Here is a 21,338-nt window from a genome sequence, read left to right on the forward strand (position 1 = left end):
CGGGCGGGACAGCCGGCTCTGAGGTGCTCACCCGAGGCAGGATATCGGCCCCGGACCGGCTCGAACGCTGCCTGTCGCGCACGTCACGCGCGCCGTCCGGGTCAGGAGCCGCGCAGGCGAGCCGCGCGCTCGAGGAGGGGCGGCAGGTCGGCCGCGAACCAGCGTTCCGCGCGCCGCTCCATGACGAAGGACAGCACCGGCACGACGCCGCCCGCGACGAGGACGACGACGCGCCCGAAGCTCCACCGCATGATCGACCAGAGGTTGAAGACGGTCGCCAGGTAGATGACGTAGATCCACCCGTGGACGAAGGGCACCCACTCCAGGTACGCGACGACGCCGTCCGCACGCAGGACGTACTTGAGCAGCATCTCCACGCAGAGCAGGAGCAGCATGCCGCCCGTGACGAACGCCAGGACCTGGTACGCGCGGAAGCCGTTCCGCGCCCGTCGTTCCTTCTCGGCGACCGCCGCGCCGGGGTCGCCGGCTGCGCTGTCCGTGCTCACGGTGCTCCTTCCTGCTGGATCGGCCCTCAGTCTCCCAGACCGTGGGACCGGTGCCGCCACCGGCGCCGTGCGGCCGGCCTCGGCCCGTGGCTCGCCCGTGGCTCGGCCCCACCCCGGCCCCGTGCCGAACGAACCGCTTGACCTCAACTAATGTTGAGGTTGCAAGGTGGGCGCATGACGCTCACCGAGACACCGGTCCAGGCGCCGACGACGGCCGGGCACGGGGCCCGTAATTCCGTGGTTCGCGCGCGCCCGCGCCGCGTACTCTTCCCTGTCGTGCTCACGCCGCTCCAGGGGCACCCTGGACACCCCCCGCTGACGCGTCCGACCGCCTTCCTCGGCTGGCTGGTCCGGCGTGAGGCGTCCGTCCTCGTCTTCTCCGTCGTGTTCGCCATCATCGGCGCCGCGACGCTCGCGGCGGTGCCCTACCTGCTGGGCGTCGCACTGGACGAAGGACTGTCCCAGGGCCTCTCCCGCGAGCTGTTCGTCACGGTCGGATGGCTGCTCGCCGTCGGGCTGCTCGGCGCGGTCGCGAGCGCGCTCGGGCACGTCGGCGACGTCGCCGCCTGGCTGCACGGGTCGTTCCGGACCTCACGCCTCGTGGGCCACCACGTGACGCGCACCGGCGACGCGATCTCCGACGAGCTGCCCACCGGCGAGGTCGTCTCCACGGTGGCGTCGGACGCGTTCCACATCGGCAACATGATGGAGGTCTTCCCCCGCCTCGCCGGGTCCGTCGTCGCCTACGTCGTGGTGGCGGTGCTGGTGCTCCAGCAGTCGACCACGCTCGGCCTGGCCATCCTCATCGGCCTGCCCGTCACGACGGCGGTCCTCGCCCTCCTCGTCAAGCCGCTGCACACCCGGCAAGCCACGCACCGGGAGGCCTCCGGCCGGCTGACCACGCTCGGCTCGGACACCGTCTCCGGGCTGCGCGTGCTGCGCGGCATCGGCGGCGAGGACGTCTTCGCCGGGCGGTACGCCGAGCAGTCCCAGCGCGTCCGGCAGGCGGGTGTCGGCGTCGCGGCGATGTCCTCGGTGCTGCAGGCCATGCAGGTCCTGCTGCCGGGTCTCTTCGTGGCCGGCGTGGTCTGGTTCGGCGCTCGCCTGGCACTCACCGGCGAGATCACCCCCGGGCAGCTCGTGGCCTTCTACGGGTACACCGCATTCCTGTCCATGCCGCTGCAGGCCGCCACGCAGTTCATGCAGATGCTCACCCGCGCACGGGTGGGCGCACGCAAGGTCATCGCCGTGCTGAGCGTCCCGCCCACCGCGGGCAGCATCGCCGAGTCGGAGGCGGCCGACGAGGAGCCGGGCGTCGAGGAACCCGCGGGCGAGGGTCCGTCGCTCCCGCCGGTGCTCGTGGACGGCAGCACCGGTGTGACGATCCGCCCGGGTCGCATGACGGCGATCGTCTCGGGCCGGCCCGAGGACTCCGCCGCCCTGGCCACCCGGCTCGGCCGTTTCGACGACGGTGACGGCGAGGTCCGCTACGGCGACGTCCCGCTGACCGCGATGCCGCTCGCCGAGGTACGACGCCGCATCGTCGTCGCGTCCGCGACGCCGCAGCTGTTCACCGGCCGGCTCCGGGACGAGCTCGACGTGCGGGACCGCGGTGACGAGGCGGCGCTGTACCGCGCCCTCGACGTCGCCGACGCGCACGACGTGCTGACCTCCATGCGCGAGGGCCTGGACGGCGAGATCACCGAGAAGGGCCGCTCGCTCTCCGGCGGACAGCGGCAGCGGGTCGCGCTCGCGCGGGCGCTGCTCACCGAGCCGGAGACGCTGGTGCTCATCGAGCCGACGAGCGCCGTCGACGCGCACACCGAGGCGCGCATCGCCGGGCGGCTCGCCCGCCACCGGCGCGGCCGGACCACCGTGGTCGTCACCGCGTCCCCGCTCGTCCTCGAGCACGCCGACGAGGTGGTGTTCCTCGACGGCGGCCGCGAGCGCGCCCGCGGTCCGCACCGCGAGCTGCTCGACCGGGCGAACGCGGGCGACCTGGACGCGGCGGCGTACCACGCCGTCGTCACGCGGCAGACCGCCGCCACGGACGGCGCCCCGTCCGCCCCCAGCCCCGACCCGACCGTCGAGACCGTCCAGGAGGTGCGCTGATGCAGCTGCCCGTCGCAGACGCCCGCACGGTGCGCACGCGGTCCTTCGCGCTGCTGCGCCAGCACAGCGGCAAGCTGACCCGCGTCGTCGCGCTGCAGGCGCTGGCCGCCGTCGGCGCGCTCGCCGTGCCGTGGCTGCTCGGTGACCTCGTCGACGCCGTCTCGAGCGGGACCACCGCGGCGTTCGTCAACCGCCTCGGCATCGTCCTCGTCGCGGTCGTGGTGGTGCAGGCCCTCGTGATCCGCTTCGCCCACCGGGACGCGATGATCCTCGGCGAGGAGGTCTTCGCCCAGCTCCGCGAGGAGTTCCTGGGCACCGTGACCCACCTGCCGCTGTCCACCGTCGAACGCGCCGGCACCGGCGACCTGCTGGGCCGCACCACCAACGACGTCGACCGGGTGCAGTGGATGCTGCGGTTCGGCGTGCCCCGGGTGCTCGTCCTCACCGCGACGATCCTGCTGACGCTCATCGCGGCGGTGCTGGCCTCGCCCATGACGGCGATCGCGATGGTCGTCGGCGTGCCGCTGCTCGTCCTGGCGACCCGCCGGTACCTCAAGGTCGCCACGCCCGCCTACCTGCGCAACTCCGAGGAGTACGCCCGGCTCAACGGGGTGCTGACCGAGTCGGTCGAGCACGCCGCCACCGTGGACGCGCTCGGCCTCGGACGGCGGCGCCGGGTGCGCACCGACGAGGTCGCCGCCCAGACATGGGGCACCGAGGTCGTCACGCTGAAGATGCGGCTGAGCCTGTTCTTCTGGCTGGGGGTGGCGTTCACGCTGCCGATCGCCGCCACGCTGGTGTGGGGTGCCTTCCTGGTCGACGCGGGTTGGACGACCATCGGCGCCGTCACCACGGTCGCGCTGTACGCGATGCAGGTGCGTCCGTCCGTGGACGAGCTGCTCTTCTGGGTGGACGAGCTCCAGGTGGCCCTGGCGAGCCTGTCCCGGATCTTCGGCGTCGGCCTCGTCGAGCCCGACCGCCGGCCCTCCGGAGCGGAGCCGCAGGACGAGCACGTCGAGGCCCGCCAGGTGCGCTACGCCTACCGCGAGGGGATGGACGTGCTGCACGACGTCGACCTCGACCTGACACCGGGTGAGCGGCTCGCCGTCGTGGGCCCCTCCGGCGCGGGCAAGTCGACGCTGGGCCGCATGCTCGCCGGCATCCACCCGCCCACGGGCGGCCGGGTGACGGTGGGCGAGGTCCCACTGGTCGACCTGCCGGAGGAGGATCTGCGCTCGCACGTGGCGCTCGTGACCCAGGAGCACCACGTCTTCGTCGGCACGCTCGCGGACAACCTGCGACTCGCGGACACCGACGCGGACGAGGTGCGCATGCGGCGGGCGCTGGCCGCCGTCGACGCCCTGGAGTGGGTGGACCGGCTCGAGAACGGCCTGGAGACCGAGGTCGGCTCCGGCGGGTACGAGCTCTCCCCCGCCCAGGCGCAGCAGGTCGCGCTCGCCCGGCTGGTCCTGCTCGACCCGCACACGCTCGTGCTGGACGAGGCGACGTCGCTGCTCGACCCGCGCGCCGCCCGGCACCTGGAGCGGTCGCTGTCCGCGGTGCTCTCCGGCCGGACCGTCGTCGCGATCGCGCACCGGCTGCACACGGCGCACGACGCCGACCGCGTCGCCGTGGTCGAGGACGGCCGGATCGTCGAGCTGGGGCCGCACGAGGAGCTGGTCGCCGCCGGCAAGGAGTACGCGGCGCTCTGGCAGTCCTGGCAGCAGGAGTAGCGGCGCGAGCCGACCTGCTCAACCTGCGGCCGGCGTGAGCGAGCCGGGCGCGGAAGGCGCCGCGGTCCGCACGCCGGCGGCGCGGCGGTAGACCCACACCTGCAGGACGAACACCGGCAGCACGGCGACGATCAGCGGGACGAGGTAGAGCACCGGCACGGGGACGAGCCGGTGGAAAGCCTCGAGCAGCGCGGCGCCCTCGGGGTCGAAGACGAACATGTAGTTGGCCCCCGGGTCGGCCACCGCGCGCAGCAGGAGAGTGACCGGCAGCACGGTGAGCCCGAGCACGACGGCGTACAGCACCGCCCGCGCCGCGTCGGCGTACGTGGGCCGGTAGAGCCCCAGCGACGCCATGAGCACCGGGATGACGAAGTTCAGCAGGTGCGCCACGAAGAAGCAGGTCTTCGCGGAGAGCAGGTCGTGACCGAAGTACATCGGCGCGGCCGAGAAGCACGCCAGCAGTCCGGCGACGGCGCCGGGGAAGAAGCACAGCGTCTGGACGGGCCGGTACGTGGTGAGCACGGCCGGCAGCACCAGGTAGGAGACGATCGTGCACAGGTGCAGCGGGAGGTTCTGCCACAGCGGGAAGTGGACGTCCGGGTCGGTCAGGTAGGCGACGTGGAAGACCACCGACGCCAGCACGTCCACGCCGGCAAGGACCGCCAGGCCCCGACGGCGCCGCCCCATCGTGCGCCCCCGCAGCACCAGGTGGGCGAGCACGCCGACGGCCGCCACGGCGAGCAGCACGACGAACCATCCCGGCCCGAACAGCGTCACGGTCACAGCGGAAACCTAGCGGCCGCACGTATTCCTTGTCACGCATATGCCGGCAGTGGCATATTGGGTGCGTGGCCACTCGCGACGTCTTCGCCGTGATCGCCGACCCGACCCGCCGGCGGATCCTCGACCTGCTCCGGCGGCGCGAGATGGGCGTGGGCGAGCTGGCCGACGCCCTGGGATCCGCTCAGCCGAACGTGTCCAAGCACCTGCGCGTGCTCGGCGAGGCCGACCTGGTGCGCGCCCGCGTCGACGGGCCCCGCCGGCACTACCGGATGAGACCCGAGCGACTGCGTGACCTGGACGAGTGGCTGGCGCCGTATCGGCGCGCGTGGGCGGATCGGCTCGATGCCCTCGAGCGGCATCTCGATCGGCTCGACAGCCCGGAACGACCCGACACCGAGGATGACTGAGTGATGACCGCGACGACCGGCCCGCTGGGCGAGGTGATCCGCGACGGCAACCGGACGGGCCTTCGCTACGTACGACTTCTGAAGCATCCGCCCGAGCGGGTCTGGCGTGCCCTGACCGAGTCGGAGGACCTGCGCCACTGGTTCCCGGCGGACATCGTCGGTGACCGGGTCCCCGGAGCGCACCTCGACCTTCCCTTCTGGCCCGAGGCCCTGGAGCAGGCCGAGACGACCGAGGCGGTCGAGGCGATGGGCGTCGACCCGGACGACCACGTCTCGGCCGGCGAGCTTCGCGTCTGGGACCCGCCCCGGACGTTCGAGCTCACGTGGGGCGTGGACGGCCGCGCCGACCTGACCGACCTGCTCCGCTTCGAGCTCGAGCCCGCCGAGGAGGGCACCCGGCTGACCTTCACCACCTGGCTCGGCGGCTCCGAGGCTCCCGACGCCTCCGGCGGCGACAGCTCCGACACGGCGACGGGCTGGCACGTCTGCCTCGACGAGCTCGCCGACCTGCTGGACGAGGGTCCGACGAGCCCGACCGAGCAGGCGGCCGCGGTCGTCGCCCAGCGGGTCAAGGACCGTACCGCGCACCTGGGTCCGCGGTACGCCGCGATGCTCTCGTCCTGACCGGGAGCGCCGGACGAACCGCGCCCGCCCCTCAGCCGTCCGCGGCCAGCTCGGCGTCCTCCCGGCGGTGCCGCACGTCGTCGCGCAGCATGCGGACCCACAGGGCGAGCGCGAACCCGCCGAAGATCACCCACTCGATCGCGTAGGCGAGGTTCTGGAGGTTGAAGCCGGTGTCCTCGGCCATGCCGGGCGGCGGCGCATGCCGCAGCCCGGTCGGCGAGGCGGCGGAGCGGTCCGGACGACCGTCCGCCGTCGTCCCGGCCTCGTCGAACTCGACGACGTACCCACTCCACGTCGGGCCGCCCCACAACCCGGCGAGCTCGCCGGAGCTGATCGAGGCGACCGTGTTCCCCGGGCCGTCCGCCGGCCGGGCGAGCTCGCTGTCCTTGAGCCAGCCGGTCACGGTGACCTCGCCGTCGGGCACGGCCAGCCGCTCGGCGACCTCCACGTCGACCGGGCCCGCCGGCCCGGGTCCGCCGTCCTCCAGCCCGACGGCGGAGGGCGGCACCCAGCCCCGCAGCACCGGCATCATGGCGCCGGCGTGCGGTCCGTCGGTCACCCACAGCGCCGTGACCACCAGGACGGCGTCCTGGCCCGCGATGGTCCGGCCGGGGACGTAGACCTGCCGTACCTCGCCGTCCTGCCGGTAGGCGCCGGTGACCTCGACCGGGACGCCGAGGTGCTCGGCCATGAACGTGGTCTGCGGCGCGAGCACGTCCTCGACCGGTGCCGTCTCGCGGTCCAGCACGGCCTGGTGCGCGTCGATCGCCCGTTCCTCACCCCGGAGGCTGGCCCGCTCCAGCTGCCACGCCCCGAGCCGGACGCACACCAGGGCCGCCGCCAGCAGGAGCACCAGGAGCCCGATCATCCGAGGCGTCACGGCGGCCCGGAGGTAGTCGAGCCGGGTGCCGTCCAGCTGCCGCCGCGAGGTGTCGGTGGACGTCACGTGCCAAGGTTACGTGCCGGTGACCATCGCGTTCGCCCTGCCGACGACGCCGGAGATGGGCCAGACTGAGACCCGTACGCCTCGTCCCGGTGGCCGGGTGCCGTCGGTCGAGGACGACGACTCCGAGGAGGCAGGCATGACCACGACGACGTCCCCATCCTCCACGCCGACCGGTACCGTCTGGCGCACGCGCTCCGAGGTGGGAGCCGAGCCGCTGGACGAGGCGACCCTGGAGCAGATCGACGCCTGGTGGCGCGCCGCCAACTACCTCTCGGTCGGCCAGATCTACCTCCTGGACAACCCGCTGCTGCGCCGTGAGCTGACCCCGGACGACGTCAAGCCCCGCCTGCTCGGGCACTGGGGCACCACGCCGGGCCTGAACTTCCTCTACGCCCATGCCAACCGCGCCATCCTCGAGCGGGAGCTGAACGCCTTCTACCTCACCGGGCCCGGCCACGGCGGCCCCGGGCTCGTGGCGAACACCTACCTCGAGGGCACCTACTCCGAGACCTACCCGGACATCACCCAGGACGAGGAGGGCATGCGGCGGCTGTTCCGCCAGTTCTCCTTCCCGGGCGGCATCCCCTCGCACGTGGCGCCGGAGACACCCGGATCGATCCACGAGGGCGGCGAGCTCGGCTACGCCCTCTCCCACGCCTACGGCGCGGTCTTCGACAACCCGGACCTGCTCGCGTTCACCGTCGTCGGCGACGGCGAGGCCGAGACCGGGCCGCTGGCCACCTCCTGGCACTCCAACAAGTGGGTCAACCCGGCCCGCGACGGCGTGGTCCTGCCGATCCTGCACCTCAACGGGTACAAGATCGCCAACCCCACCGTGCTGGCCCGCATCCCCGACGACGAGCTCGCCGACCTCATGCGCGGGTACGGGCACAACCCGCACTTCTTCGTCGGCGGGTTCGACAACGAAGACCCGACCGAGACCCACCGGCGCTTCGCCGAGCTGCTCGACACCGTGCTGGACGAGATCGCCGAGATCAAGACCCGTGCCGCCGAGCAGGGAGGCGATCCGGACGCCGAGCGCCCGCGCTGGCCCATGATCGTCTTCCGCACCCCGAAGGGCTGGACCGGTCCGAAGACGATCGACGGGAAGATCACCGAGAACCACTGGCGGTCCCACCAGGTCCCGCTCGCGAGCGCCCGCGACACCGACGAGCACCTGCACGACCTCGAGGACTGGCTGCGCAGCTACCGCGCGGAGGAGCTCTTCGACGCGACCGGCAGGCTGGAGCCCTCGATCGCGGCGCTGGCCCCGCCGGGGCACCTGCGGATGAGCGCCAACCCGCACACCAACGGCGGCCTGCTGCTCAAGGACCTCCGCATGCCCGACTGGCGGGACTTCGCCGTCGACGTCCGCACGCCCGGCGCGCCGGTCAAGGAGGCCACCCGGATCCTCGGCGAGTTCCTCCGTGAGGTCATCCGCCTCAACCCGGACAACTTCCGGATCTTCGGTCCGGACGAGACCGCGTCGAACCGGCTGCAGGCCGTCTACGACGCCACCGACAAGCAGTGGAACGCCGGCTACCTGCCCGCGGACGAGGAGGACCACCTGGCCCGGGTGGGCCGCGTCATGGAGGTGCTCTCCGAGCACCAGTGCCAGGGCTGGCTCGAGGGGTACCTGCTGACCGGCCGGCACGGGCTGATGAGCTCCTACGAGGCGTTCATCCACATCGTCGACTCGATGTTCAACCAGCACGCCAAGTGGCTGAAGGTCACCAACCACATCCCGTGGCGCCGCCCGCTGGCCTCGCTGAACTACCTGCTCTCCTCGCACGTCTGGCGCCAGGACCACAACGGTTTCTCCCACCAGGACCCGGGGTTCATCGACCACGTGGTCAACAAGAAGGCCGAGATCGTCCGCGTCTACCTGCCGCCGGACACCAACACGCTGCTGTCCACCTTCGACCACGTGCTCACCTCGCGGCAGTACGTCAACGTGGTCGTGGCCGGCAAGCAGCCGGGCCCGAGCCTGCTGGACGTGGACGAGGCGACCAAGCACTGCACCCGGGGCCTGGGCATCTGGGAGTGGGCGGGCACGGAGCGCCCCGGTGAGGAGCCGGACGTGGTCCTCGCCTGCGCCGGTGACGTGCCCACGCTGGAGACGCTCGCCGCGGCGGACATCCTGCGCCGAGAGATCCCGGACCTGAAGGTCCGGGTGGTCAACGTGGTCGACCTCATGCGGCTGCAGGACGAGAAGGAGCACCCGCACGGGCTCTCCCACTCCGACTTCGACGCGATCTTCACCACGGACAAGCCGATCATCTTCGCCTACCACGGCTACCCGTGGCTGATCCACCGGCTCACCTACCGACGCAACGGGCACGGGAACCTGCACGTGCGCGGCTACAAGGAGGAGGGCACGACGACGACGCCGTTCGACATGGTCATGCTCAACGACCTGGACCGGTACCACCTCGTCATCGACGTGCTCGACCGCACGCCGGGCCTCATCGAGCGGTACGGGCCGCTCAAGCAGCGCATGATCGACGCCCGGCTCACCGCCCGGCAGTACACCCGCGAGCACGGCGAGGACATCCCCGAGGTCCGGGACTGGGTCTGGCCGGACGTCGGTGAGACGGGCACCGAGCGCGGCGGGCCGAACGCTTCGCAGGCCACCGGCGCCGACAACGAGTAGCGCCGTCCGTGGCACGCAGCATCTACGTCGCCTCCTCCGAGGGGCACACCGGCAAGTCCGCCGTCGCCCTCGGGCTGGTGCATCTCTTCGCCCGGCGGGTGGAGAGCGTGGGGGTCTTCCGGCCCGTCACCCGCAGTCGCGACGAACGCGACTCCGTGGTGGACCTGCTGCTCGAGCAGGGCGCCGACGGCCGGTACGAGGACGCCATCGCGGTGACCTACGACGACGTGCATGCCGACGCCGAGCGAGCGATGAGCACGATCGTCGAGCGGTACCAGGCGCACGCCCGGGAGCACGAGGTCACGATCGTGGTGGGCTCGGACTACACCGACGTCGCCTCGCCCGCCGAGCTGGCGTTCAACGCCCGGGTGGCCGCGAACCTCGGCGCGCCCGTGCTCCTGGTGGTCTCCGGCGTGGACCGCACCGACGATGAGATCGCCCGCGTCACCGAGGCGTCCGTGGCCGAGATCGCCCACGAGCACGCCGCCACGGTCGGGGTGGTCGTCAACCGGGCGGACCCCGACCGGACCGCGGCGGTCTCCGCGCGACTCCGGGCGGACGGCTTCGCGGCTTGGGCGCTGCCGGAGGTCCCGGTGCTCTCCGCGCCGACCGTGCGCGACGTCATGGCCCAGCTCGAGGGCGAGCTCCTGCTGGGTGACGAGGCGCTGCTCGACCGCGAGGCCGAGCACATGCTGGTGGCGGGGATGAACACCGAGCACATCCTCGAGCGGCTCCGCGACGGCCAGCTGTGCATCGCCGCGGCGGACCGGCCGGAGGTGCTGGTCACGCTCGTCGCCGCGCACGCGTCCGAGGAGTACCCGACGCTCGCCGGAATCGTCCTGAACGGCGGGTTCGCCCCACCGCAGCAGGTGCTGCGGATGGTCGACGGCCTGGGCCAGCGGCTGCCGATCATCGCCACCCGGCACGACACCTATCCGACGTCCTCGCTGGTGGCGCGCACCCGGGGCGCGTTCTCCCGCGGCACGCAACGCAAGCGGGACATCGCGCTGGCCCTCTTCGAGGAGCACATCGACACCGACCACCTGCTGACCGCGCTCGACGTCCCGGCCTCCGACGTCGTCACGCCGCTGATGTTCGAGTCGCAACTGATCGAACGAGCACGGGCGGACCGGCGCCGGATCGTGCTGCCGGAGGGTGACGACGACCGAATCCTGCGAGCGGCCTCCACCCTCCTGTCCCGGCACGTCGCCGACCTGACCCTGCTGGGCAACCCGACCCAGGTACGCGCCCGGGCGGCCGAGCTCGGCCTCGACATCGACGCAGCGGACGTGCTGGACCCGACCTCCTCGGAGCACCTGGGCCCGTTCGCCGAGGAGTACGCGCGCCTGCGGGCGCACAAGGGCATGAGCGTGGAGCGGGCCCGGGAGGTGGTCCAGGACGTCTCCTACTTCGGCACGATGATGGTGCACACGGGCCTGGCGGACGGCATGGTCTCCGGCGCCGCGCACACCACGGCCCACACCATCCGGCCGTCCTTCGAGATCATCAAGACCGTCCCGGGCACCTCGATCGTGTCCTCGGTGTTCTTCATGTGCCTGGCGGACCGGGTCCTGGTCTACGGCGACTGCGCCGTGGTGCCGGAGCCGACGGCGGAGGAGCTGGCCGACATCGCCGTCTCCTCGGCACGCACCGCGGCGAGCTTCGGCGTCGAGCCCCTGGTGGCGATGCTGTCCTACTCGACCGGCTCCTCGGGCAGCGGCGCGGAGGTCGACAAGGTCCGCACCGCCACCGAGCTGGTGCGGGAACGCAGGACCGGCCTCGTCGTCGAGGGACCGATCCAGTACGACGCGGCCGTCGACGCCTCGGTCGCGGCCACCAAGCTGCCGGGCTCGGACGTGGCGGGCCGCGCGACGGTGTTCGTGTTCCCGGACCTGAACACCGGCAACAACACGTACAAGGCGGTCCAGCGCACGGCCGGCGCGGTGGCCATCGGTCCCGTGCTGCAGGGCCTGAACAAGCCGGTGAACGACCTCTCCCGCGGGGCGCTCGTCCAGGACATCGTCAACACGGTCGCCATCACCGCGATCCAGGCCCAGGAGACCGCATGAGCACGGTCCTCGTCATCAACTCCGGCTCGTCCTCGATCAAGTACAAGCTGCTGGAGCCGGAGTCGGGCGACGCGCTCGCGTCCGGGATCGTCGAGCGCATCGGCGAGGACTCCGGGCGGGTGGCCCACACGACCGGCGACGGGACGACGGAGCTGACGGACCCGGTCCCCGACCATGCCGAGGGGCTGCGCCGGGTGCTGGAGCTGTTCGAGCGGGCGGGCCCCTCGCTCGCCGAGGCGGGCGTCGTCGCCGTCGGCCACCGCGTGGTGCAGGGCGGGCAGCGGTACGACGGCCCGGTGGTCATCGACCGGGCGGTCGAGGCGGAGATCGACCGGCTCTCCCCCGTCGCCCCGCTGCACAACCCGCCGAACCTCACCGGCATCCGGGTGGCCCGCGAGCTGCTCCGGGACGTGCCGCACGTCGCGGTCTTCGACACCGCGTTCTTCCACGACCTGCCGGCCGCGGCGGCGACCTACGCGCTGGATCGCGAGGTCGCGGCCACCTACCGGGTCCGCCGGTACGGCGCGCACGGGACCTCCCACCAGTACGTCTCGGGCCGGGTGAGCGACCTGCTGGGCCGGGAGGACCTACGCCAGGTGGTGCTGCACCTCGGCAACGGGGCGTCCGCCTCCGCCGTCGTCGCGGGCCGTGCCGTGGAGACCTCGATGGGACTCACGCCGCTCGAGGGCCTCGTGATGGGCACCCGAACCGGCGACATCGACCCGGCGGTCACCTTCCACCTCGCCCGCAACGCCGGCATGAGCGTCGACGAGATCGACGAGCTGTACAACAAACGGTCCGGCCTGAAGGGCCTCACCGGGCAGAACGACCTGCGCGAGGTCTGGCGCCTCGCCGACGACGGCGACCCGCAGGCGGCGCTCGCGCTGGAGATCTACGCGCACCGGATCCGCAAGTACGTGGGCGCCTACGCGGCCGCCATGGGCGGCATCGACGCGTTGACCTTCACCGCGGGCGTCGGCGAGAACGACGCCCGGATGCGTGCGCTGGCCGCCGACGGCCTCGCCTTCCTCGGGATCCGGGTGGATCCCGGGCGCAACGCGTCGCGCGGCCGCGGGGAGCGGGTGATCTCCCCCGACGGCGGAGGCGTCACCGTCCTGGTGGTGCCCACCAACGAGGAGCTCGAGATCGCCAGACAGACGGTCTCGCTGCTGTAGCCCCCGGTCGGCATCGACGTCGGCCACCATTGACCGCCCGGTGCCGCCCGGAGGAGCATCGAGGCATGGCCGCGACGCCTCACCTCTCACCGGACGCCCGGTGGGTCCCGGACGCGCGCGGCGAGGGGCGCGGCGTCGTCGTCTCGGCCCGGCCCGAGGCCGGGCTGGTGACGATCAGCGTCTGGCGCGGCAACGTGTGCGTCGCGACGATCCGGCTCGCCCCGGACCAGGCGGCCGACGTCGTCGCCGCGATGGCCGACGGCCTGGCCCGTCTCGACGCGCGGCCCGAGCTCAGCCCTGAGGCGGGGCCGTCATCGAGCGCACGTCCAGCGCCGCGTCGAGCTGCTCCGGCGTGACCTCGCCGCGCTCGACGTAGCCGAGGTCCTCGACGGCGGCGCGCACGGTGATGCCCTTGGCCACCGAGTGCTTGGCGATCTTGGCGGCGGCCTCGTAGCCGATGACCCGGTTGAGCGGGGTGACGATCGACGGCGAGGACTCCGCGAGCGCCAGGCACCGCTCCACGTTGGCCTCGAGCCCGTCGACGGTCCGGACGGCGAGCACCCGCGAGACGTTCCCGACCAGGGTGATCGACTCCAGCAGGTTGCGGGCAATAACCGGGAGCGTGACCAGCAGGTCGAAGTTGCCCTGGGCGCCGGCGAAGGCGATGGCGGCGTCGTTGCCTACGACCTGGGCGGCCACCATGACGGTCGCCTCGGGGACCACCGGGTTGACCTTGCCCGGCATGATCGACGAGCCCGGCTGCAGGTCGGGCAGGCGCAGCTCCGCCAGCCCGGTGTTCGGACCGGAGCCCATCCAGCGCAGGTCGTTGGCCACCTTGGTGAGGGAGACGGCGATGGTACGCAGCGCACCGGAGGTCTCGACCAGGGAGTCCTGCGCCGCCTGGGCCTCGAAGTGGTTGGCGGCCTCGACCAGCGGCAGGCCCGTGTTCTCGGCGATGAGCGCGATGACGCGCTGGGAGAACCCGGCGGGCGTGTTGATGCCGGTCCCGACGGCGGTGCCGCCTAGTGGCAGCTCGCCCAGCCGCGGCAGCGTGGCCCGGACCCGCTCGATGCCGTAGCGGATCTGCGTGGCGTACCCGGAGAACTCCTGCCCCAGCATGATCGGGGTGGCGTCCATGAGGTGGGTCCGCCCGGACTTCACGACGTCGGCGAACTCCTCGGCCTTGCGCTCGAGCGCCTCGGCGAGGACCTCCAGGCCAGGCAGCAGGTCGTCGGTGACCGCCTGCATCGCCGCGATGTGGATCGAGGACGGGAAGACGTCATTGGACGACTGGGAGGCGTTGACGTGGTCGTTCGGGTGCACCTTGCGGCCGAGGCGGGTGCTCGCGAGGTTCGCGACCACCTCGTTGGTGTTCATGTTGGACGAGGTGCCCGAGCCGGTCTGGAAGACGTCGACCGGGAAGTGGGCGTCGTGCTTGCCCGCGATGACCTCCTCGGCGGCCGCGACGATGGCGTCGGCCACGTCCTGCTCGAGCACGCCGAGCTCGGCGTTCGCGATCGCCGCCGCCCGCTTGACCTGGCCGAGTGCAGCGATGTGGTGCGCCGAGAGGCCGCGACCGGAGATCGGGAAGTTCTCCACGGCCCGCTGCGTCTGGGCCGAGTAGAGCGCATCCCGCGGGACCCTGACCTCGCCCATGGTGTCGTGCTCGATCCGGAAGTCGGTCTCCTCGGTCACGCTGGCGCCTCCTGGTCGGCTGTGGGACGGCCCGGCCATTCTGCCACCCCGCGCGCGCTCGTCAGGCGTCGAGCCCTCTGCGACGCTTCCTCGCACTCCGCTCGTCCCTCGCTCGTGCTCGTCAGGCGTCGAGCCCTCTGCGACGCTTCCTCGCACTCCGCTCGTCCCTCGCTCGTGCTCGTCAGGCGTCGAGGTCAGTCGCGATGAGCGCCGCCAGCTCCTCGAGGATCTCCTCGGCCCGCTCCCCGTCGGCGCTCAGCGTCACCTCGTCGCCCTGGTTCGCGCCGAGCGTCATGACCGCCAGGACGCTCCCGGCGTCCACGGGGTCGGCCCCGTCCTTCGTGATCGTCACGGGGATCCCGCTCTCCGCTGCCGCCTTGCTGAAGACGGCGGCAGGACGGGCGTGCAGCCCGACCTTGGAGGCGACGACGGCACTGCGCTGGGCCATGGACGGTCCTTCCTGTCCAGGTGCGGCTCGTTCCGCACCGTGGAGGGAGAGTACGACAGCACGCGGTGCGCTCGCGTGGAACTGCGAGCATGGGCGTGCTCGAGCACCTTCCCGACCTTCAGCCGTCCCGCCCCTCGACCCGTCCCGACCTCAGGAGCCACCCGCCGATGACCAGCTTCTTCCGAGACGTCCGGCTCTTCGCCCGGCACCACGACGAGGCCGCGGTCGACGTCACCGTCGACCAAGGCCGGATCACCGCCGTCGCCCCGGCCGGGAGCGCCCCCGCCCCCGACGGCGCGGAGGTCACCGACGGCCAGGGCCGGCTGCTGCTGCCCGCCCTCGGGGACGTGCACGCGCACCTCGACTCGAACCGGCTGGGCCAGACCTTCCGTCCGCACACCGCGGACGGCACGCTGCACGGCTACATCATGAACGACCGGGCGCACTGGCGGGAGGGCGAGCGCGGCGTGCGCGAGCAGGCCTGCTACGCCATCGCCGCCATCGTGGCCTCCGGCGGCACCAGGATCCGCTCGCACGCCCAGGTCGACGCCGACTGCCGTCTCGAGCGGTTCCTCGGCGTCCGGGACGCGCTCGCGCTCCACCGCGACGTGCTCGACAGCCAGGTCGTCGCCTTCCCGCAGGCCGGGATCGTGCGCGAGGCCGGGGTCCGCGACCTCCTGGACGCTGCGTTGACCGAGGGCGCCGACCTGGTCGGCGGCCTGGACCCGCTGCTGTACGACCGTGACCCGGTCGAGCATCTCGACGTCGTCTTCGGGCTGTGCGAGAAGCACGGCAAGGGCGCGGACATCCATCTGCACGAGCGTGGCACCGCCGGCCTCTTCACCATGGAGGAGATCGCCCGGCGCACCACGGCCCTGGGGATGCAGGGGTCGGTCACGATCTCGCACGCGTTCGCGCTCGTCTCCAACCCCGACCCGGACGTCGCCCGGACGGTGGAGCTGCTCGCGGAGGCGGGTATCTCGCTGACCACGGTGGCGCCGGCGCACGGCGCGCTGCCGCAGACGGTCCTGAGCGAGCACCGGGTCGCCCTCGGGCTCGGGGAGGACGGGCAGCGGGACTACTGGAGCCCGTACGGCGACGGCGACCTGCTGCGCCGGGCCTGGCAGCTCGCCTTCACCAACTCCTTCCGCCGCGACGACGCGATCGAGCACTGCTACGAAGTCGCCTCCCGCGGCGGTGCGCAGGTCATGGCCGGCGCCCGACCGGACGGCACTCCCCTGCGTGAGGACGCCGTCTTCGGCCTCGCGCCGGGGGCACCGGCGGACTTCCTGCTGCTGCACGCCGACACCGTCACCGCGGCCGTCATGGACTGCCCGCGGGACAGGGACGTCTACAAGGGCGGCCGCCTCGTGGCCAGCGGTGGCCGGCTCCTGGGCGGCGTGCGGGGCTGACGCGCCGGCTACTCGGTCAACCAACGCGCGTACGTCGTGACCTGCTGCCGCTCGTAGCCCAGCGCCTGGTAGAACTCCGTCACGGTGTTGCCCTCGCGCACCATGAGCTCCACCTTGCGGCATCCCAGGTCGGCGAGCCACGTCTCGGCGGCACGCACGAGGCGGGCTCCGAGGCCCGCACCCCGATGCTGCTCGGCCACGGCGAGGTAGTACATCCAGCCGCGATGGCCGTCGAACCCGACCATGACCGAGCCGGCGACGCCGGCGGCGTCGCGCGCGACCAGGACGGTCGACGTCGCGCCGTCACGGGCCTGGGCGAGGTCGTGCCACGGGTCGTTCCACGGCCGGGTCAGGCCGCAGGCCTCCCAGAGCGCGACGACGGCGGACGTCTCCTCCTCCCGCACCGGACCGACGGCGAGCCCGTCCTGGGCGGTCACGTCAGTGCGGGCTGTACGGCGAGACGACGACCTCCACCCGCTGGAACTCCTTGAGGTCGGAGTAGCCGGTGGTGGCCATCGCCCGGCGCAGCGCGCCGACGAGGTTCAGCGTGCCGTTGGCGCTCGAGGACGGCCCGTGCAGGATCTCCGCCAGCGTTCCGACGGTCTCGACGCGAACCCGCTCCCCGCGCGGCAGCTCCGGATGGTGCGCCTCGGAGCCCCAGTGCCAGCCCTTGCCCGGCGCCTCGGTCGCCCGGGCGAGCGCCGCGCCGAGCATGACGGCGTCGGCGCCGCACGCGACCGCCTTGACCAGGTCTCCGGACCGGCCGACGCCGCCGTCGGCGATGACGTGCACGTACCGGCCGCCGGACTCGTCGAGGTAGTCCCGTCGCGCGGCGGCGACGTCGGCGACGGCGGAGGCCATCGGTGCGTGGATGCCGAGCGAGACACGGGTGGTGTGGGCCGCTCCCCCGCCGAACCCGACCAGCACACCCGCGGCGCCGGTGCGCATGAGGTGCAGGGCCGCGGTGTAGGTGGAGGCGCCGCCGACGATGACCGGCACGTCAAGCTCGTAGATGAACCGCTTGAGGTTGAGCGGCTCGGCCTGGGAGGAGACGTGCTCGGCGGAGACGGTCGTGCCGCGGATGACGAACAGGTCCGCGCCGGCCTCGACCACCGTGCGCCAGTGCTCCTGCGTGCGCTGCGGGCTGAGGCTCCCGGCCACGGTGACCCCCGCCGCCCGGATCTCCTGCAGACGCGCGGTGATCAGCTCGGGCTTGACCGGCTCGGCGTACATCCGCTGCAGCCGACGGGTGGCCTCCGCCGGCTCCACCTGGACGATCTCCTCCAGCGGCCCGCTCGGGTCCTCGTACCGCGTCCACAGCCCCTCGAGGTCCAGCACCCCGATCCCGCCGAGCCGGCCGAGCTCGATCGCCGTGGCCGGCGACATGACGGAGTCCATCGGCGCCGCCAGCACCGGTGTCTCGAGGTGGTAGGCGTCGATCTGCCAGCTGACGGAGACGTCCTCCGGGTCCCGCGTGCGGCGGGACGGCACGACCGCGACGTCGTCGAAGCTGTAGGCGCGCCGGGCGCGCTTGCCCCGGCCGATCTCGATCTCGGTCACCGGTGCAGGCTACCGGGCCGGCGTCAGATGTCCGGAACCCAGACCCCGCCGTCGTCCCGCCTGATCGGGACGGTCCGGCCGCGGTCCCACTCCCTCGCCCAGCCCAGGCCGGTGAGCACATGGTCGAGCAGGTTCGCCGTCATCCCCCACACCAGACCCTCGGGCAGCAGGAACCCGATGCTCGACCGGTCGGCGAACGTCACGGTGTGCCGGACCCGTGGGTCCACCAGCGACCCGACCGACACGCGGAGGGTGTGCAGCACCTCGCCGGGCTCGACCTCGTCCGCCTCCCCGGGGGCGTCGGTCCAGCCAAGCACGGGCGTGACGACGAAGCCCGAGAACGGGGCGAGCATCGGAGGCAGCTCGCCGAGGACCTCGACGTGCCGCGCCGCCAGCCCGATCTCCTCGTGGTTCTCCCGGAGCGCGGCGCTCACGGCGTCCTCGCCGGCGTCGAGGCTCCCGCCGGGCAGCGCGATCTCGCCGGGGTGGTTGCGCAGCGCCCGGGACCGCTGCACGAGGAAGAGGTCCGGCAGGCCGTCCGGTCCGGCGGCGTCCTGGCCGGCGGCGTCCTGGCCGCGGCCGCCGGCCAGCGTGAAGAGCAGCAGCACGGCGGCCTGCCGGAGGGTCGCGGCGACGGCGGCGTCGTACCGGTGTGCCCCGCCGATCGGGTCGACCCGGCCCGCGAGCGCGCGGACCGACAGGTCGCGCAGGCTCGCCTTCGTCTCCGCGGGACCCACGCGCCTATTCAACCCGACATCACGGGCGGCCCGGTCCTCCGGCAATCACCGCACGCCCGGGCGGGTCGCGACCGGGATGTCGTCGGTGGGTGGCACAGTGCTGCCAGAAGGAGGTCCGCGTGAGCACCTGGTGCGACGGCGAGATGCTCGGTTTCGACACCGAGACCACCGGGGTCGACGTGACCTCCGACCGCATCGTCTCCGCCGCGCTGGTCCGCCGGTGCGGCACGACGACGGACGTGCGGACCTGGCTCATCGACCCGGGCGTGGAGATCCCGACGGCGGCGAGCTCCATCAACGGCATCACCACCGAGCTCGTCCGTGCCTCCGGCGCCCGCCCGCCTGTAGCGCTGGACCAGATCGCCGCGGGCATCGCCGGGGCGCAGCACGCCGGCGTGCCGCTCGTGGCCTACAACGCGGCCTACGACCTCGCCCTCCTGGACAACGAGCTCGCCCGGCACCGGCTGCCCCGGCTACGCGAGCGCCTGCGGACCGGGTTGCGCGTCATCGACCCGCTGCTCCTGGACCGCGCCCTGGACCCGGCCCGGGAGACGCCGCGGACGCTGGGCGACCTGTGCCTCCACTACGCCGTGCCGACCGCCGCGAGCCTGCACACCGCCGACGTCGACGTCATCGCGACCCTCGACGTGCTGGCCGGCATCGCCGCGGCGTTCCCGCGGCTAGGGGAGATGTCGCTGCCGGACCTGCACGCGTGGCAGGTCACGACCTACCGCGACTGGGCGGAGGGCCACAACGCCCGCCACGCGGAGGACGGGCGCCTGCCGGTCGACCCGAGCTGGCCGCTGCCCGCGGCACCGCCGCTCGCCGCCGTGAGCTGAGCCGCCCGGGCCCGCGCTCCCGGCGTCGTTGGTTACCGCCGGCCCGCGTAGTTCGGTGCCTCGACGGTCATCTGCACGTCGTGCGGGTGGCTCTCCTGGAGGGAGGCGGAGGTGATCCGGACGAACCGTCCCTTGGCCTGCAGCTCGGGGATGGTGCGTGCACCGACGTAGAACATGGTCTGGTGCAGGCCCCCGACCAGCTGGTGGGCGACCGTGGACAGCGGACCCTTGTAGGGCACTCGCGCCTCGATCCCCTCCGGGACGATGAGGTCGTCGTCGGTGACCTCGGCCTGGAAGTACCGGTCCTTCGAGTAGGACTTCTTGCCGCGGCTCGACATGGCGGCCATCGACCCCATGCCGCGGAAGTCCTTGTACTGCTTGCCGTTGACGAGGATCGTCTCCCCGGGTGTCTCCTCGGTGCCGGCGAGCATCGAGCCGAGCATCACCGTGTCGGCGCCGGCGACGATCGCCTTGCCGACCTCGCCCGAGTACTTCAGCCCGCCGTCCGCGATGACCGGGACTCCGGCGGGCCGGCAGGCGAGCGCGGCCTCGTAGACCGCGGTCACCTGGGGCACGCCGACGCCGGTGACCACGCGCGTGGTGCAGATGGCGCCCGGGCCGACGCCGACCTTGACGGCGTCCGCGCCGGCGTCCACGAAGGACTGCGCACCCTCCCGCGTTCCGACGTTGCCGCCGATGACCTGCACGTGCCGGGTGGCGGGGTCGCGCTTGAGCCGCTCCACCATCTCGATGAGCATCCGCACGTTCCCGTGCGCGGTGTCGGCCACCAGGACGTCCACCCCGGCGTCGATGAGGGTGGTGGCGCGCTGCCAGGCGTCCCCGAAGTACCCGATCGCCGCGCCGACCATCAGCCGGCCCTGCCCGTCCTTGGATGCGTTGGGGAACTGCTCGGACTTCACGAAGTCCTTGACGGTGATCAGGCCGGCCAGCCTCCCGTCCGCGTCGACCAGCGGCAGCCGCTCCAGCTTGTGCTTGCGCAGCAGGAGGGTCGCCTCCTCGCGGGAGATCCCCGCGGGTCCGGTGATCAGCGGCATCGGCGTCATGACGTCACGCACCCGGGTGGTGGCCCACTCGGCGGCCGGGGTGAAGCGCAGGTCGCGGTTGGTGATGATGCCGATGAGGCGATCGTCGGCGTCGACCACCGGGAAGCCGGAGACCCGGTACTGCCCGGCCCGGGTGTCCAGGTCCTCCAGCGTCGCGTCGGCACCGATGGTGACCGGGTTGGAGATGATGCCGGTCTGGGTCCGCTTGACGAGGTCCACCTGGTAGGCCTGGTCCTCGATCGAGAGGTTGCGGTGCAGCACGCCGATGCCGCCCTGCCGCGCCATCGCGATCGCCATGCGGGACTCGGTCACGGTGTCCATGGCCGCACTGACCAGTGGCACGCGCAGGGTCAGCTCGCGGGTGAGCCGCGCGGTCGTGTCGATGTCCGCCGGCGAGAGGTCGGAGTACCCGGGCAGGAGCAGCACGTCGTCGTACGTGAGCCCGAGGCGCCCGAACGGGTCGTGGGCCTCGGCGGGCTCGGCGGGTCGCGGATCGGCCTGGGGCAGGCGAGGCTCCGCGGCGGGGGTGAATGCGCTCGACTCGGTCACCGTCTCTGCCATGTCACGATCGTACG

The 21,338-nt window shown here is 72.7% G+C and carries 19 protein-coding genes; 10 read left to right on the forward strand and 9 right to left on the reverse strand.

Annotated elements, in window-relative coordinates:
- Positions 1 to 101: 101 nt before the first annotated feature.
- Positions 102 to 506, reverse strand: a complete 405-nt coding sequence (locus tag ACFQQL_RS15395; RefSeq protein ID WP_382395956.1) for a DUF3817 domain-containing protein — start codon at positions 504 to 506, stop codon at positions 102 to 104.
- Positions 507 to 680: 174 nt separating this feature from the next.
- On the opposite strand from ACFQQL_RS15395, the gene ACFQQL_RS15400 reads away from it, so the two are divergent.
- Positions 681 to 2,618, forward strand: a complete 1,938-nt coding sequence (locus ACFQQL_RS15400) for an ABC transporter ATP-binding protein (protein WP_382395958.1) — start codon at positions 681 to 683, stop codon at positions 2,616 to 2,618.
- On the forward strand, positions 2,618 to 4,351 hold the full coding sequence (locus ACFQQL_RS15405) for an ABC transporter ATP-binding protein (protein ID WP_382395960.1): 1,734 nt from the start codon (positions 2,618 to 2,620) through the stop codon (positions 4,349 to 4,351). The genes ACFQQL_RS15400 and ACFQQL_RS15405 overlap by 1 nt, the downstream gene beginning before the upstream one ends.
- Before the next feature lie 18 nt (positions 4,352 to 4,369).
- Here ACFQQL_RS15405 and ACFQQL_RS15410 read toward each other — a convergent pair whose 3' ends face one another.
- Positions 4,370 to 5,134 (reverse strand): TMEM164 family acyltransferase, encoded by a 765-nt coding sequence (locus ACFQQL_RS15410; protein WP_382395962.1) that lies wholly within the window; start codon positions 5,132 to 5,134, stop codon positions 4,370 to 4,372.
- A gap of 65 nt (positions 5,135 to 5,199) precedes the next feature.
- Here ACFQQL_RS15410 and ACFQQL_RS15415 point away from each other — a divergent pair, with 65 nt between their 5' ends.
- Both ACFQQL_RS15415 and ACFQQL_RS15420 read left to right on the forward strand, forming a co-directional pair.
- Entirely contained in the window at positions 5,200 to 5,541 is a 342-nt protein-coding gene (locus tag ACFQQL_RS15415; protein WP_382395964.1) for an ArsR/SmtB family transcription factor, read from the forward strand.
- A gap of 3 nt (positions 5,542 to 5,544) precedes the next feature.
- On the forward strand, positions 5,545 to 6,165 hold the full coding sequence (locus tag ACFQQL_RS15420; RefSeq protein WP_382395966.1) for an SRPBCC domain-containing protein: 621 nt from the start codon (positions 5,545 to 5,547) through the stop codon (positions 6,163 to 6,165).
- Positions 6,166 to 6,196: 31 nt separating this feature from the next.
- On the opposite strand, the gene ACFQQL_RS15425 is transcribed toward ACFQQL_RS15420, so the two are convergent.
- Positions 6,197 to 7,111: an SURF1 family protein gene (locus tag ACFQQL_RS15425; protein WP_382395968.1), complete on the reverse strand. Its 915-nt coding sequence runs from the start codon at positions 7,109 to 7,111 to the stop codon at positions 6,197 to 6,199.
- Between the two features lie 136 nt (positions 7,112 to 7,247).
- Here ACFQQL_RS15425 and ACFQQL_RS15430 point away from each other — a divergent pair, with 136 nt between their 5' ends.
- From ACFQQL_RS15430 to ACFQQL_RS15445, 4 genes are all read left to right on the forward strand, one after another.
- Entirely contained in the window at positions 7,248 to 9,764 is a 2,517-nt protein-coding gene (locus ACFQQL_RS15430; protein WP_382396156.1) for a phosphoketolase family protein, read from the forward strand.
- A gap of 8 nt (positions 9,765 to 9,772) precedes the next feature.
- Positions 9,773 to 11,833 carry a phosphate acetyltransferase gene (gene pta, locus ACFQQL_RS15435; RefSeq protein WP_382395970.1) on the forward strand — a complete coding sequence of 687 codons (2,061 nt, stop codon included), beginning with the start codon at positions 9,773 to 9,775 and terminating at the stop codon, positions 11,831 to 11,833.
- The gene (locus tag ACFQQL_RS15440) at positions 11,830 to 13,008 is read left to right on the forward strand and encodes an acetate/propionate family kinase (RefSeq protein ID WP_382395972.1); all 1,179 of its coding nucleotides are present in this window, start codon (positions 11,830 to 11,832) and stop codon (positions 13,006 to 13,008) included. The genes pta and ACFQQL_RS15440 overlap by 4 nt, the downstream gene beginning before the upstream one ends.
- 65 nt (positions 13,009 to 13,073) lie before the next feature.
- Positions 13,074 to 13,364 (forward strand): hypothetical protein, encoded by a 291-nt coding sequence (locus ACFQQL_RS15445; RefSeq protein ID WP_382395974.1) that lies wholly within the window; start codon positions 13,074 to 13,076, stop codon positions 13,362 to 13,364.
- Here ACFQQL_RS15445 and ACFQQL_RS15450 read toward each other — a convergent pair.
- Complete coding sequence (locus ACFQQL_RS15450; RefSeq protein ID WP_382395976.1) at positions 13,300 to 14,742, reverse strand: class II fumarate hydratase; 1,443 nt, start codon at positions 14,740 to 14,742, stop codon at positions 13,300 to 13,302. The genes ACFQQL_RS15445 and ACFQQL_RS15450 overlap by 65 nt on opposite strands.
- 142 nt (positions 14,743 to 14,884) lie before the next feature.
- Entirely contained in the window at positions 14,885 to 15,151 is a 267-nt protein-coding gene (locus ACFQQL_RS15455; RefSeq protein ID WP_382395978.1) for an HPr family phosphocarrier protein, read from the reverse strand.
- Positions 15,152 to 15,318: 167 nt separating this feature from the next.
- Here ACFQQL_RS15455 and ACFQQL_RS15460 point away from each other — a divergent pair, with 167 nt between their 5' ends.
- Positions 15,319 to 16,563, forward strand: coding sequence for an amidohydrolase family protein (locus tag ACFQQL_RS15460; RefSeq protein WP_382395980.1), 1,245 nt, complete (start codon positions 15,319 to 15,321; stop codon positions 16,561 to 16,563).
- Between the two features lie 8 nt (positions 16,564 to 16,571).
- Here ACFQQL_RS15460 and ACFQQL_RS15465 read toward each other — a convergent pair whose 3' ends face one another.
- The 3 genes from ACFQQL_RS15465 to ACFQQL_RS15475 are packed head-to-tail and all read right to left on the reverse strand — an operon-like array spanning position 16,572 to position 18,860.
- A complete protein-coding gene (locus ACFQQL_RS15465; RefSeq protein WP_382395982.1) occupies positions 16,572 to 17,000 on the reverse strand; it encodes a GNAT family acetyltransferase in 429 nt (142 codons plus the stop codon).
- A 1-nt stretch (position 17,001) separates the two neighbouring features.
- Complete coding sequence (locus tag ACFQQL_RS15470; protein ID WP_382395984.1) at positions 17,002 to 18,123, reverse strand: GuaB3 family IMP dehydrogenase-related protein; 1,122 nt, start codon at positions 18,121 to 18,123, stop codon at positions 17,002 to 17,004.
- Positions 18,124 to 18,146: 23 nt separating this feature from the next.
- The gene (locus tag ACFQQL_RS15475; protein WP_382395986.1) at positions 18,147 to 18,860 is read right to left on the reverse strand and encodes an NUDIX hydrolase; all 714 of its coding nucleotides are present in this window, start codon (positions 18,858 to 18,860) and stop codon (positions 18,147 to 18,149) included.
- Positions 18,861 to 18,979: 119 nt separating this feature from the next.
- On the opposite strand from ACFQQL_RS15475, the gene ACFQQL_RS15480 reads away from it, so the two are divergent.
- On the forward strand, positions 18,980 to 19,699 hold the full coding sequence (locus tag ACFQQL_RS15480; RefSeq protein ID WP_382395988.1) for an exonuclease domain-containing protein: 720 nt from the start codon (positions 18,980 to 18,982) through the stop codon (positions 19,697 to 19,699).
- 32 nt (positions 19,700 to 19,731) lie between these two features.
- Here the strand turns inward: ACFQQL_RS15480 and guaB are convergent, their stop codons facing one another.
- Complete coding sequence (guaB, locus tag ACFQQL_RS15485) at positions 19,732 to 21,324, reverse strand: IMP dehydrogenase (RefSeq protein WP_382395990.1); 1,593 nt, start codon at positions 21,322 to 21,324, stop codon at positions 19,732 to 19,734.
- Positions 21,325 to 21,338 lie beyond the last annotated feature (14 nt).

This window comes from Georgenia alba (assembly GCF_042665525.1).
GTDB classification, from domain to species: Bacteria; Actinomycetota; Actinomycetes; order Actinomycetales; family Actinomycetaceae; genus Allobogoriella; species Allobogoriella alba.

What these genes read in the sequence shown, in the direction of transcription:
- ACFQQL_RS15400 (WP_382395958.1), top strand. Translation starts at nt 681, where the DNA reads ATGACGCTCACCGAGACACCGGTCCAGGCGCCGACGACGGCCGGGCAC.
- ACFQQL_RS15440 (WP_382395972.1), top strand. Translation starts at nt 11,830, where the DNA reads ATGAGCACGGTCCTCGTCATCAACTCCGGCTCGTCCTCGATCAAGTAC.
- ACFQQL_RS15420 (WP_382395966.1), top strand. Translation starts at nt 5,545, where the DNA reads ATGACCGCGACGACCGGCCCGCTGGGCGAGGTGATCCGCGACGGCAAC.
- guaB (WP_382395990.1), bottom strand. Translation starts at nt 21,324, where the DNA reads ATGGCAGAGACGGTGACCGAGTCGAGCGCATTCACCCCCGCCGCGGAG.
- ACFQQL_RS15430 (WP_382396156.1), top strand. Translation starts at nt 7,248, where the DNA reads ATGACCACGACGACGTCCCCATCCTCCACGCCGACCGGTACCGTCTGG.
- ACFQQL_RS15445 (WP_382395974.1), top strand. Translation starts at nt 13,074, where the DNA reads ATGGCCGCGACGCCTCACCTCTCACCGGACGCCCGGTGGGTCCCGGAC.
- ACFQQL_RS15455 (WP_382395978.1), bottom strand. Translation starts at nt 15,151, where the DNA reads ATGGCCCAGCGCAGTGCCGTCGTCGCCTCCAAGGTCGGGCTGCACGCC.
- ACFQQL_RS15450 (WP_382395976.1), bottom strand. Translation starts at nt 14,742, where the DNA reads ATGGCCGGGCCGTCCCACAGCCGACCAGGAGGCGCCAGCGTGACCGAG.
- ACFQQL_RS15405 (WP_382395960.1), top strand. Translation starts at nt 2,618, where the DNA reads ATGCAGCTGCCCGTCGCAGACGCCCGCACGGTGCGCACGCGGTCCTTC.
- ACFQQL_RS15460 (WP_382395980.1), top strand. Translation starts at nt 15,319, where the DNA reads ATGACCAGCTTCTTCCGAGACGTCCGGCTCTTCGCCCGGCACCACGAC.